11 protein-coding genes are annotated in these 13,141 nt (G+C 60.0%); 10 read left to right on the forward strand and 1 reads right to left on the reverse strand.

Features of this window, described 5'->3' with window-relative positions; all coding sequences use genetic code 11:
• The first annotated feature begins 61 nt into the window (after positions 1-61).
• The 9 genes from radA (at position 62) to rnr (ending at position 11,077) form a co-directional block, all read left to right on the forward strand.
• On the forward strand, positions 62-1,429 hold the full coding sequence (gene radA, locus ABD653_RS02520) for a DNA repair protein RadA (RefSeq protein ID WP_160779705.1): 1,368 nt from the start codon (positions 62-64) through the stop codon (positions 1,427-1,429).
• A gap of 12 nt (positions 1,430-1,441) precedes the next feature.
• Entirely contained in the window at positions 1,442-1,960 is a 519-nt protein-coding gene (locus ABD653_RS02525; protein WP_160779706.1) for a CvpA family protein, read from the forward strand.
• A complete protein-coding gene (locus ABD653_RS02530; protein WP_199801132.1) occupies positions 1,957-2,397 on the forward strand; it encodes an iron-sulfur cluster assembly scaffold protein in 441 nt (146 codons plus the stop codon). Before ABD653_RS02525 ends, ABD653_RS02530 begins: the two co-directional genes overlap by 4 nt.
• A gap of 38 nt (positions 2,398-2,435) precedes the next feature.
• Positions 2,436-4,070, forward strand: a complete 1,635-nt coding sequence (locus ABD653_RS02535) for an MFS transporter (RefSeq protein WP_160779707.1) — start codon at positions 2,436-2,438, stop codon at positions 4,068-4,070.
• A 4-nt stretch (positions 4,071-4,074) separates the two neighbouring features.
• Positions 4,075-5,121, forward strand: a complete 1,047-nt coding sequence (gene alr, locus ABD653_RS02540) for an alanine racemase (protein ID WP_160779708.1) — start codon at positions 4,075-4,077, stop codon at positions 5,119-5,121.
• Between the two features lie 77 nt (positions 5,122-5,198).
• Positions 5,199-5,753, forward strand: a complete 555-nt coding sequence (phaR, locus tag ABD653_RS02545; RefSeq protein ID WP_160779709.1) for a polyhydroxyalkanoate synthesis repressor PhaR — start codon at positions 5,199-5,201, stop codon at positions 5,751-5,753.
• 48 nt (positions 5,754-5,801) lie between these two features.
• A complete protein-coding gene (gene proS, locus ABD653_RS02550; RefSeq protein ID WP_160779710.1) occupies positions 5,802-7,346 on the forward strand; it encodes a proline--tRNA ligase in 1,545 nt (514 codons plus the stop codon).
• Positions 7,347-7,376: 30 nt separating this feature from the next.
• Positions 7,377-8,747, forward strand: coding sequence for a M20/M25/M40 family metallo-hydrolase (locus ABD653_RS02555; protein WP_160779711.1), 1,371 nt, complete (start codon positions 7,377-7,379; stop codon positions 8,745-8,747).
• Positions 8,748-8,770: 23 nt separating this feature from the next.
• Complete coding sequence (gene rnr / locus ABD653_RS02560) at positions 8,771-11,077, forward strand: ribonuclease R (RefSeq protein WP_160779712.1); 2,307 nt, start codon at positions 8,771-8,773, stop codon at positions 11,075-11,077.
• A 1-nt stretch (position 11,078) separates the two neighbouring features.
• Here rnr and ABD653_RS02565 read toward each other — a convergent pair whose 3' ends face one another.
• Positions 11,079-11,528 carry a universal stress protein gene (locus ABD653_RS02565; protein WP_160779713.1) on the reverse strand — a complete coding sequence of 150 codons (450 nt, stop codon included), beginning with the start codon at positions 11,526-11,528 and terminating at the stop codon, positions 11,079-11,081.
• A 177-nt stretch (positions 11,529-11,705) separates the two neighbouring features.
• Here ABD653_RS02565 and ABD653_RS02570 point away from each other — a divergent pair, with 177 nt between their 5' ends.
• Positions 11,706-13,133 (forward strand): 2-oxo acid dehydrogenase subunit E2, encoded by a 1,428-nt coding sequence (locus tag ABD653_RS02570; protein WP_160779714.1) that lies wholly within the window; start codon positions 11,706-11,708, stop codon positions 13,131-13,133.
• Positions 13,134-13,141 lie beyond the last annotated feature (8 nt).

The raw sequence follows: 13,141 nt of genomic DNA on the forward strand, positions 1-13,141 counted from the left end.
GTGCCCATTGCTCGACAGAAAGGCAATTGCGTTCCTGTAATGTTCTGTTTATCAAATCGTCATGGCAAAGACCAAACGCAAATATGTGTGCCAGGCGTGTGGCGCTGTGGCACATCGGTGGCAGGGACAATGCGCTGATTGCGCCGAATGGAACACTTTGGTGGAAGATGCTCCCGCAACGGTGTTCTCACAAAAGCACGATCTTTCGAGTGGCGGCAGGGCAATCGATTTCGTCGATCTGAACCAGCCCGGAGACGAGCTTGTACGCCGCGGCACCGGTCTAGCCGAATTTGACCGCGCGCTTGGAGGAGGACTGGTTCCTGGCTCGGCCATCCTGATGGGAGGCGATCCCGGCATCGGCAAGTCCACTCTTTTGCTCCAGGCAGCCGCGAGCATCGCCAAATCTGGCCAGCACGTCGTCTATGTCAGCGGCGAAGAGGCCTCCGGTCAGGTCCGGATGAGAGCGTCACGTTTGGGGGTCTCAGATGCTCCACTCAAGCTCGCATCTTCCACCTCCGTGCGCGACATCCTGACGACATTGGGCGGAATGGACCCGCCTGCATTGCTGGTCATCGATTCAATCCAGACCATGCATTCAGACACGATCGAAGGTGCCCCGGGCACGGTAAGCCAGGTGCGTGGCTGTGCCTTCGAACTGATCCGTTATGCCAAGGAAAGCGGCACAGCTCTGGTGTTGGTCGGGCACGTGACCAAGGACGGCAATATTGCCGGCCCGCGGGTGCTCGAACACATGGTTGATGTGGTGATGAGCTTCGAAGGTGAGCGCAGTCACCAATATCGTATTCTGCGCGCGCTAAAGAATCGGTTCGGGGCAGTCGACGAGATCGGCGTTTTCGCGATGGCGGGGAAGGGGCTGGAAGAGGTCTCCAATCCATCGATGCTGTTCCTGTCTGGCCGCGACCAACCCTTGGCGGGCAGCTCGGTCTTCCCGGCTTTGGAAGGGACGCGACCAGTGCTGATCGAAGTCCAGGCTCTCATCGTGCGCTTGCAATCGGGCGCCACGCCCCGCCGTGCCGTGTTGGGCTGGGACAATGGGCGATTGGCGATGCTTCTCGCGGTGCTGGAATCGCGTTGCGGGCTGAATTTCAGTTCGGCGGAAGTCTATTTGAATGTCGCTGGCGGCTATCGCCTGTCCGACCCTGCTGCAGACCTTGCCGTTGCTGCTGCGCTGGTTTCAGCCTTGTCGGACAAGCCATTGCCGGAACAATCGGTCTGGTTTGGCGAAGTCTCGCTTGCCGGCGAAGTGCGCCCGGTGGCGCATGCCGGATTGCGACTGCGCGAAGCGGCCAAGCTCGGTTTTACGACCGGGTGCGGCCCGCAAAACGGCGGCGATCCGATCAAGGGCATCAGGTTTTCGCCTGTCGATCAGTTAACGAAGCTCGTTGACCGGGTGATGGCCACGGCATAATCAGGCGCGGTAATGACGGGATTTGACATCATTGTTCTGATCATCGTCGGCGTTGCTGCCGTCGGTGGATTTATGCGCGGCTTCGTCCAAGAGGTCTTGTCCGTTGCGGCATGGGTATTGGCGATCTTCGCGATCCGTTATCTCCATACGCCGCTTTTCGAGGCGCTGGAGCCGCGTATCGGCACGCCAACAGCTGCTTCGATCCTGGCGTTCGCGATACTGCTGTTAATCCCGTACGCAGCAATGAAGCTGATTGCGGGCAGGGCAGGGGACGGTGCGCGCAATTCGATCCTGGGGCCGATCGACAGAGTGCTCGGCTTTGGCTTTGGCGCCATCAAAGGTGGGATCATTATTGTCCTTGCCTTTTCGCTGCTTGTGCTCGGCTATGACACCGTCTGGGGCTATCAGGGGCGTCCTGTCTGGATCACCACGGCGCGGACCTATCCTGTGGTGAATGCCAGCACCGAAGCACTCGTCCAGTATATCTCCGAGCGTCGCGCCACCCTGCGCGGCGAAGCCGGTCCTGAATGACCACGCGCAGCCCGGCGCAGCGCCTCTACACACCTGAAATTCTCGGCCTTGCGGTTGAACTGGCCGGTTTTCCACTCGATGAAGGGCTGGACCTGCGCGGCGAAGCCCGCTCCCAGAGCTGTGGAAGCACTCTGGCGCTCGGCTTTGAGCTTGGCCCCGACGGCCTGACAAAACGGCTTGGATTGCAAGTCACAGCATGTGCGATCGGGCAGGCCAGTGCGGCGATCTTCGCTCGCCATGCGAATGGGCTCGACGCGCAAGCGATCGACCATTCCCTAGAGGACGTGGATGCCTGGCTCGGTGGCGGGACAGCGCCAAACTGGCCGGACATAGAAGCAATCTCCAATGCACGAGATTATTCCGCCCGCCACGGAGCCATCCTGTTGCCGTGGAGAGCCGCGCAGCAGGCGCTTTCCAAGGCGGGTGCCGAACGCTAGGGGTTGCCGCCTGACTTCAGGGGAGAGAGCGTAGCATCATGAGCGACGCAGCAGCACTCAAGGACCGCGAACCGAGCGAGAACGAGATCAAACTCGTCATCGGGGCATCATCGGCCGGCACCGTTTTCGAATGGTATGATTTTTTCATCTACGGCACGCTTGCCTACATCCTGAAGGATGCTTTCTACAACGTCGACAACGAGACGCTGGGCCTGTTGCTGGTCTGGTCGACCTTCGCAGTCGGCTTCGCATTCCGCCCGATCGGGGCGATCCTATTTGGCTTCCTGGGCGACAAGCTGGGGCGTAAATATACCTTCTTGGTAACCGTCACCCTCATGGGAATCGCGACTGCAGGGGTCGGTTTGATTCCGACAATCGCGACAATCGGCGTTGCAGCACCCATCATCGTGATCCTGTTGCGCGTCATCCAAGGGTTGGCTTTGGGCGGCGAGTATGGCGGTGCGGCAATCTACGTTGCCGAGCATGCGCCACCTGAAAAGCGCGGTTTCTACACCAGTTTCATCCAGGCCAGTGTAGCCGGCGGCTTCGTCTTGTCGATCGCAGTTGTGCTTGCGTGCCGGTTCCTGATCCCGGAAGATGATTTCATCGCATGGGGCTGGCGGATCCCATTCCTGCTTTCGATTATACTGCTCGGCATTTCCTTGTGGATGCGCCTGAAGCTTTCCGAGAGCCCTGTGTTTCAGGCGATGAAAGCAGAGGGCAAAATCGCGGGGAATCCCTTTGTCGAGAGCTTTACCTATCCGGGCAACAAGAAGCGGATTTTCGTCGCCCTGTTCGGTGTGACCGGCATTCTGACAACGATCTGGTACACGGCGTTCTTCTCGGGAATGAGCTTCCTGCGCGGGCCGATGCATGTTGATGATCTGACCGTTGAATTGATCCTGTTCTTCTCCGGCCTGATCGCGATGACATTCTACATCATGATCGGCAAATGGTCGGACACAATCGGGCGCAAGAAACCGATCCTGATTGGTGCTGTGCTCACCCTGTTCCTGCTGTTCCCGGCATTTTGGGGGCTGGGTAGCCTGGCCAATCCAGGCCTTGAGAGGGCGGCAGAGGCTACGCCGATCCAAGTTAGCGGTCCGGAATGCGTAACCGATCCCTTCGCGGATCTATTTGATCGCGAACAGACCCAGTGCGGCAAAGTGCTAGAGACACTGACGGCTTCGGGCGTTCCCTACACACTGGTCGCGGGTGACAAACTGGCGGTCACTGCAGGCGGCGAAGCAGTCGCTATCGATCCCGCGTGGTTCGATGACGGTGCGGCACGACGTGAGGGCATTCATTCTGCCCTGGGCGCCTACGGTTTTGACTTTTCAAAGCAGCAGCCAGGTGCGGCAAATGTCCTCGGCATTGTTGCGATCTTGCTCGGGCTTGGGATGCTGTCGGCGCTGACCTATGGGTCAGTTGCGGCGCTTTTGTCAGAGATGTTTCCACCCCGTATCCGCTATAGTTCAATGTCGATCCCGTATCATATTGGTGCCGGGTATCTGGGGGGCTTCCTGCCGCTGATTGCCGGCGTGATCGTGGCCAGCACGGGCAATATCTATTCCGGCCTGTGGTATACGTGGGGCGTCGTAGCCTTCGGCGTCGTCGTCTTGTGGTGGGGTATCCCTGACGGCCCACCACGCGATTTCGAAGACGATACCTGACCAGATGCTCCCGACACCGCCCCCGCCGACATTGCGGCTTGATATTGATCGGGATGCGCTAGCGGCGAATTGGCGCACATTGAATGATCTATCGGGCACTGCGAGGGCCGGGGCGGCGGTCAAGGCCGACTGTTATGGCCTGGGGGTGGCCCGATGCGTACCGACGCTGCGCGATGCCGGAGCACGCGATTTCTTCGTTGCCCATTGGAGCGAAGTCGGCGCTATGCTCGACCATGTGCCGGCCAGTCAGGTGGCCGTGTTGCACGGTGCAAACTCGGCTGACGAAGTTTCCTACGCTCTCGCGACCGGCGCGCTACCCGTCATAAATTCGCTGCATCAGGCGCGCCTGTGGACGGCCGCGGGTGGCAAGGCGTGTCACGTCATGATCGATAGCGGTATCCATCGCCTCGGCATCGATCCGAGCGAGCTAGATGATCCGGCACTAGCCGGGCTCGACATACAGGTTTTGATGTCACATCTGGCCTGCGCGGATGAAAACAGTGCAATGAATGCCGCTCAGCTGACTGTGTTCAAGGACATGCAGAACGCTCTTGGCGCGCAATCGCTCAGCCTGGCCAACAGTGCAGGCATTGCCCTGGGGACAGACTACGCTTTCGATCTGACCAGGCCGGGCCTCGCTCTTTACGGCGGGATTCCTCGCGCGGAGCTGGCCGGGCGCATTCGTCAGGTTGCCTTCCCGCGCGCAGCCCTGATCCAAGTGCGGGACTTAAAGGAGGGCGACACAGTCGGCTACAATGGCGAATTCACAGCGTCCGGTCCGATGCGGGTCGGCACTGTCTCCCTCGGTTATGCAGATGGTTTCCTCCGTAGTTGGGGTGGGAAGGGTAACGCTCTCAATTCTGAGGGGAGGGCACTGCCCCTCTTGGGCAAGGTCTCCATGGATATGGTCGTTGTCGACCTTGCCAATGCGCCGGACTTGAAGACCGGAGACTGGGTCGATGTGCCCTATGACTTGCCCAAGGCCTCGAAACGCAGCGGCCTTTCGCAATACGAACTGCTGACCATATTGGGACAACGCTTCGCGCGTTGAGCGACTCACGTTGCACTGCACATATTGCAGGTGCTAACGCCTCGGACACGAATTTGGCTCGAACGATAGTGAGCACTATGGCTTCTAAGAAGACTGAGACTGGCGGCACCGTCGTCATCAAGAAATACGCCAACCGGCGGCTCTACAATACGCAAAGTTCCAGCTACATCACGCTGGATGATCTGGCCGCTATGACGCGCGAAGGGATCGATTTTCAGGTCGTCGACGCCAAGTCTGGCGATGACATTACCCATTCGATCCTGACCCAGATCATCATGGAGGAAGAAGCCAGCGGCAAGCAGATGCTGCCGGTCAGTTTCCTGCGCGACCTTATCTCGATGTACGGCAATTCGATGCAGGCCATGATGCCCAGCTATCTCGAAGCCAGCATGACCAATTTCCGCAACAACCGCGAGAAGCTCCAAGAGGCGTTGCGCGACAATATGTCCAACAATCCGATTGCCAAGATCGCGGAAACGAACATGGCCGTGATGAAAGCGATGGGGGAGGCCCTGATACCGGGTTCCAAGCCGTCGAAGCCGACCACTACGTCATCCAAGGACGATGAACTCGCCACGCTGAAGAAGCAGATGGCGGATATGCAGAAGAAGCTGGACGAACTGGGCAAGTAGGGCAAACGCGCCTCGCCCATTCCCTTAGACAAGACAGGATCCAAGCCCGTGTCGAACATCCGCCACGCCCTCAACATCAAGCGCGAGGACGATTTCGCGCAATGGTACCAGACTGTGATTTCCGAAGCTGAATTGGCCGAGGAATCCGGTGTCCGTGGTTGCATGGTGATCAAGCCATGGGGCTATGGCATCTGGGAGCGGATCCAGCGCCTGCTCGATGATCGAATCAAAGCAGCGGGTCACGAGAATGTCTATTTCCCGATCTTCATCCCGCTTTCGAACTTCGAACGCGAAGCAGACCATGTCGACGGTTTCGCCAAGGAAATGGCAGTCGTTACCCATCACCGGCTGATTGCCGATGGGGAGGGCGGCCTGAAGCCTGATCCTGAAGCCAAGCTGGAGGAGCCGCTGATTGTGCGGCCGACATCCGAAACGATCTTCGGCGACGCGATGGCACGCTGGATCCAGAGCTGGCGCGATCTGCCCTTGCTGACCAACCAGTGGGCAAATGTGGTGCGGTGGGAAATGCGCACACGGATGTTCCTTCGCACGAGCGAGTTCCTGTGGCAGGAAGGGCATACGGCCCACGCCACGGATGCCGAGGCCAAAGAGCACACGCTTACAATGCTAGAAGTGTATCGCGCTTGCGCCGAGGAAGACCTCGCTTTGCCAGTCATTGCGGGCGAAAAGCCGGAGAACGAACGCTTCCCGGGCGCCGTAGAAACATGGTCGATCGAAGCGATGATGCAGGATGGCAAGGCCTTGCAGGCCGGCACCAGCCATTATCTCGGCACCAATTTCTCCGAGGCGGCGGGGATCAAATTCCAGGATCGTGAAGGCGGTGAAAAGTTCTGCCACACGACGAGCTGGGGCGTTTCCACCCGTATGATCGGCGGTGTCATTATGACCCATGGCGATGATGACGGACTGCGCGTGCCGCCACGCATCGCCCCCTATCAGGTCGTAATCCTGCCGATGTTGCGCGACAAACCCGAAGACGACGCTTTGCTCGAGTATTGCGAGGTGCTGCGTGCGAAACTTGCCGGGCAGCAGACGCTGGGCGAACCGGTCCGGGTCTTGCTCGACAAGAAACCGGGCAAAGCAGCGGCCAAACGGTGGGACTGGGTCCGCAAAGGTGCGCCAATCATCATCGAAGTTGGCGGACGCGACATGGACAACGGCGTGGTCAGCCTGATCCGCCGTGACCAGCTGTGGAACATGGAAAGTGGCAAGGCCAACTTCCAGACGCCCTCGCGCGACGAAGCAGGCGAAACGATCCCGGCAATGCTCGGCGAAATTCAGCAGGCGATCTTCGACGAAGCAGCCGCGCGGCGCGATGCGAACATTGTGCGGGATATCGACACGATGGACGGGCTGCGTGCCTATTATGCCGAGGGGCAGAAGGCACCGGGCTGGGTCGAAGTCCAATGGTCAAAACCGACCGGGCCTGCGCTGGAGAAAGTCGTCGAACAGCTCAAGGAATTGAAGCTGACAGTGCGCAACGTCCCGATGGATCGCCCTGACGCTGACGGCACTTGTATCTTTACTGGCGAACCAGCGGTGGAACGGATTTACGTCGCCAAGGCGTATTGACGCTGCGCGTTCCAGCGGGTGAAAGGGGGCATGCGCAAACTTGTCCTCGTCGCCGCCCTCCTTGCCAGCCCGTTGGTTGCCCAGGATCACCCAGCAAGCAACGTGTCGGCCGAAAGGCTTGAAGCCGATGTCGAGAAGCTCGTTTCTTTCGGAACCCGGCATACGCTTTCGGAACAAGACAACCCGACCCGGGGCATTGGCGCAGCGGTAGACTGGGGTGCGGACGAATTTCGAAGAATTTCAAAAGATTGTAACGACTGTCTCGAAGTCATGCTGCCGGAAACAACGGTCCAAGGGCGTCGTATTCCTGTGCCGACACGGCTGCGAAATGCAGTTGCGATCCAGCGTGGCAGTGAACGACCGAATGAGGTCATCATCGTCCAGGGCCATATCGACAGCCGTGTCACCGATCCGCTTGATTGGAAGAGCGATGCGCCCGGTGCAAATGACGATGCTTCGGGCACCGCTCTGGTGATAGAGGCGGCCAGGGTTCTTTCGCGAAAACAGTATCCTACTACGATCATCTATGCCTTGCTCTCGGGCGAGGAACAGGGGCTGTATGGCGGGCGCCTGATGGCCGATTGGGTCACCGAGCAGGGCTTTACTGTCAAGGCGGTGCTCAACAATGATGTCGTCGGTAACAGCTGCGGTTCGGACGGGTATTGCGATGCAGACAATGTCCGCGTTTTCTCCGAAGGCCCACGAGCAGATTTGACCGACGTTATCCGTGCTGCTCAGCGTCGGTCGGGAGGCGAGAATGACAGCCCCGGGCGCAATTTGTCCCGCTGGCTGGACCTGCTGGCCGATGAAACAAGCGACGGCATCAATGTCCGCCAGATCTGGCGCGTCGACCGGATGGGGCGGGGCGGTGACCAGATCCCGTTCCTCGAAGCGGGTTATCCGGCAGTCCGCATCACCGTGGCGGTGGAAGACTACGAGCACCAGCATCAGGACCTGCGGGTTGAAGACGGCGTGACCTATGGCGACACCACCGACGAGATGGACTTCGCCTATCTGGCCCGTGTCACGCAATTGAACGTGCGCGCACTTGACCGGCTTGCCCGCACCCCGCTGCCACCAGCTCCGATTGCACGGGCTGCCGTGCGCACCTTTACCGAACTCGAATGGGCACCGGTCGCGGGAGCGGATTCCTACCACTTGTACCGCCGACGGACTGACGAACCCTATTGGTCGTCCAAGCCGATCGCCAGGATCGATGGTGATCTGCCGGCGGATGCAGCGGGCGAGGACCTGTTCAAAATGGAACTCGAGGGTATCCGCGGGGATGACTGGTTCTTCGGCGTCAGCGCCTGTGCAGCAGACACATGCAGCCCGGTAGCTAGTGCGGTCCCGGCGGGCGCATTTGAGCCGGTGGCCAAGGAAGGTGATGACACGAACTAGTCGGGTCCCCATATGAGGGACACATGACAGATAAACAGAACAAGAAACGCGGGAAGCCAAGGCCCCATGGGCTACCTTCCCGCGAGAAAATCCTAGAATTCATTCAATCCAGCGAAACACCTGCCGGCAAGCGTGAGATTGCCAAGGCCTTTGGGCTCAAAGGCCAGGAGAAGATCGCTCTCAAGAAACGCCTCAAGGATATGGCCGAAGAGGGGCTGATCGACGGCAAACGTGCGGCCTATCACCGGATGGGCGGTGTGCCGAAAGTGACAGTCCTGAAGGTGGTCGAAATTGACGATGGCGAGCCGATCGGCATTCCCGAGAATTGGTCGCCCGATGCGCCTGAGAAGCCGCCACGCCTGACCTTGATCGAAGGAAAGCGAGGGCGTGGGGGCAGCAGAGCCATGCCGGCTCTGAAACGCGGCGATCGCGTGCTGGCCCGTACAGAAGAAACCGAGCACGGCTGGCGTGCTCATCCGATGAAGAAATTGCCCGCGCGCAGTGAAGGCTTGATGGGCGTTGTCGAGTTCGATGGCGCAGGCAAACCATGGCTAGCGCCCGTCGACAAACGGATCCGCAATTCCACCCACATCACCGATCTGGGTAACGCCGAAGAAGGTCAGTTGGTGCTGGCCGAACCGGCTGGCAGATCTGCCCGTGCCGGCGCAAAGGTGGTCGAAGTGCTGGGCGATCCCCTGGCGCCAAAAAGTTTCAGCCTGATCGCGATTGCCAAGCATGGGATCCCGGATGTCTTTCCGGAGGAAACGCTTGCCGAGGCGGAGCTCGCCGCCAAGTTGCCGCTGAGTGCCGATAAGCGCGAAGACCTTCGCGACGTCCCGATCCTCGCAATCGACCCCGCCGATGCACGCGATCATGACGACGCTATCTGGGCTGAGCCCGATGGAAATGGCGGATTTCGCGCAATTGTCGCAATCGCCGATGTCAGCTTCTTCGTCCGGCCCGGTGGCGCGTTGGACCGCGAGGCGCGCAAACGCGGCAATTCGGTCTATTTTCCTGACCGTGTTGTTCCCATGCTACCCGAAGTCCTCAGCGCAAATGTCTGCTCGCTGAAGCAGGGCGAAGATCGCGCGGCGATGGCATGCCATTTGAACATTTCTGCCGAGGGGAAAGTGACGTCATGGCGTTTCACGCGCGCCATTGTACGCCTGACCCACAATATCGCCTATGAAGACGCCCAGGCCGCTATCGATGCTGGGTCCGCTTCAAAGGAACTGACTGACCTGTGGGCCTGCTGGAAAGTGTTGGCCGCAGCACGTGCTGGCCGCGATCCCTTGGAGCTTGAGCTGCCGGAGCGCCGCGTAGTTCTCGATGACCAGGGCAAGATCGCAGATATCGCCGTGCGCGAACGGCTCGATGCCCACCGCGTGGTCGAGGATTTCATGATCGCCGCCAATGTCGCAGCGGCCAAGGCGCTGGAATCAAAAGCCTCTCCGGTTGTTTACCGGATCCATGAGCCGCCGAGTCGGGAAAAGCTTATTGCCTTGCGGGACTATCTGGGCACGCAGGGCAAGAAGCTGGCTCTGGGGCAAGTTGTCACACCGACGCTTTTTAACAGGTTTCTCAAAGACGTATCCGATGAAGCTGAGCGCGCATTGTTGATGGAGGCGGTGCTGCGCAGCCAGATGCAAGCCTATTACGGGCCGAACAATGCTGGGCATTTCGGTCTGGCCTTGGGGTCCTATGCCCATTTTACATCGCCGATCCGGCGCTATGCGGACTTGCTGGTCCATCGGGCCCTGGTGGACAGTTTCAAGCTGGAACAGCCAAAGCCCAAACAGGATTTGCCCGAGTATTCAGGCCTTTCCGAGCGGGATCGGGACAATCTCCAGCAAATCACGGATGCTATCAGCACCACCGAGCGCCGTGCCATGGAGGCGGAGCGGGACACGATTGACCGCTATGTCGCCGCGTGGCTGTCAGAACATGTCGGCAAGACCTTCGAAACGCGCATCACCGGGGTTCAGAGCTTCGGCTTCTTCGCCACGATCCTCGAATTCGGCGGCGACGGGCTAGTGCCGGTCTCAACCCTTGGTCGGGAGCATTTCCGCTATGACGAGGCGGCACAGGCGCTTGTGGGTGAGGAAAGCGGTACCCGATACGAATCCGGGCAACGGCTTAAGCTGAAACTGGCGGAATCCAATGCGCTCACCGGCGCGCTCAAGTTCGAACCGCTGGACGCCGATGGCAACCCGATCGAACCACGCGGCAACCGGCAGCCGGATCGCAAGCGACCGGGAAAAGGCAAATTTCTCAAAGGAAAACGCGGCCGCCCGGGCAATATCCGCCATCAGGGAAAGCGCCGGAAATAGATTACGTCAGCCGGTCAATATCCTCGGTAGTAAAGGTGCCGGGGATGACATAGAGCGGGCAGGGCAGGTTGCCTGCATTGGCGCTGAAATGAGCGACTAGCGGCCCGGGATTGCTCTCGGCTGCGGCGAGCACCAGGGCAGCGACCTCTTTGTGGTCGGTGAGGTATGCCTTGATCACGGCCTGGCCTTCGCCAACGCGTACAGCGATGGTCGGCATCTTGCCGCTTTCGCTGAACAGATTTCCGGCTGCGCTGGTGGCGATCGCCTCTGCCCGGTCGTGCGCTTCCTGTTCGATCGTGGCCTGCACTCCGCCAAATGCGTTGAAGTTCTGCGGCTGCACCAGCGCCAGGATATGCACCGATCCCCCTGTCGCGGCGGCCCTGCGCGAGGCGAACCGCAACGCTTTGCGGGCCTCTTCCGTCTCGTCCATGATCACCAGATAGACGCGCATGCAGTTGTTTCCCGTTGCCCCCGATCACCTGTCCGATCGTATGTGCGGTATCCGCTGAAATCGTATGCATATCAAGTTCGCGGCAAGATTGGGCCAAGAACCTTGCCGCAAGCGCCCAAATTGGCCAAAGCGTAGCGGAAACAAGGCCTCCCCAGCGAAGGATGACAAGAGCAGCCCATGCCGACACAGATCAAGATGCCCGCACTTTCGCCCACGATGGAGGAAGGGACGCTTGCCAAATGGCTGGTCAAGGTCGGGGATACGGTCAATTCCGGCGACATCATGGCCGAGATCGAGACCGATAAGGCAACCATGGAATTCGAAGCTGTGGACGAGGGCACAGTGGCCCAGATCCTGATCGAAGAGGGCAGCGAGAATGTGAAGGTCGGCGAAGTGATCGCCGTGCTGGCGGAAGAGGGCGAAGACCTCGACGCCGCCAAGAACGCCAGCGCGGAGCCAGCGCAAGCACCGGTTCCGCAACCCGCGCCATCCTCTGCACCGGCACCGTCGCCCGATGGTATTGCTGCGACACCCTCGGCCAAGAAGCTGGCGGCCGAAACCGGCGTGGATCTGGCCAGCATTGCGGGCACTGGCCCCAATGGTCGGATCACTAAAGGCGATGTCGAAGAAGCGGCAGGCGGCGCCACCGCGTCGGCACCTGCTGCGTCGCCCGAACCTGCCCCGGCACCGTCACCCGCCGCAACGACATCAAGCGATCGAATCATTGCATCGCCTCTTGCAAAGCGGATTGCAGAACAAAAGGGCGTGGACCTGGCGACGGTTTCAGGCAGCGGCCCGAATGGACGGATCGTGAAAGCCGATGTCGAAAACGCGACGCCTGGCGCTGCCGCTCCAGCAAAGGCGGCGGCGACCGCAACGGCTCCATCCGCCCCTGCCACCGCGCCGGAATTCGGCGCGCCATACGAGGAAGAAAAACTCTCCAATGTGCGCAAAGTCATCGCGCGCCGCCTGACGGAGAGCAAGCAGACCGTCCCGCATTATTACCTGACGATGGACATCAATCTCGATCCGTTGCTGGCGCTGCGCAAGCAGCTGAACGCTTCGCTGGAGGCAGACGGGATCAAGCTTTCGGTGAACGATTTGCTGATCAAGGCACTGGCGCGTGCGCTCATCCGCGTGCCGCAATGCAATGTCAGCTTCCAGGGCGACACGCTGCACAAATACACCCGCGCCGATGTCTCCGTGGCCGTTGCCGCGCCGAGTGGCCTTATCACGCCCATCATCACCGAAGCGGATACCAAGGGCCTCGGCCAAATCAGTACCCAGATGAAGGAACTCGCCGGGAAGGCCCGCGACGGTAAGTTGCAGCCGCACGAATATCAGGGCGGCACGGCCAGCCTGTCCAATCTCGGCATGTTCGGGATCAAGCAGTTCGACGCGGTCATCAACCCGCCCCAGGGGATGATCTTGGCTGTCGGCGCAGGCGAGCAACGTCCGCATGTGGTGGATGGTGCGCTGCAAGTCGCCACCGTGATGAGCGCCAGCGGCAGCTTCGACCACCGCGCGATCGACGGCGCGGACGGCGCACAATTGATGGAAGCCTTCAAGCAGCTGTGTGAGAACCCGATGGGGCTGGTGGTTTAGGCTTGTGA

The sequence above is a fragment of the Parerythrobacter jejuensis genome, from assembly GCF_039536765.1.
GTDB lineage: Bacteria > Pseudomonadota > Alphaproteobacteria > Sphingomonadales > Sphingomonadaceae > Parerythrobacter > Parerythrobacter jejuensis.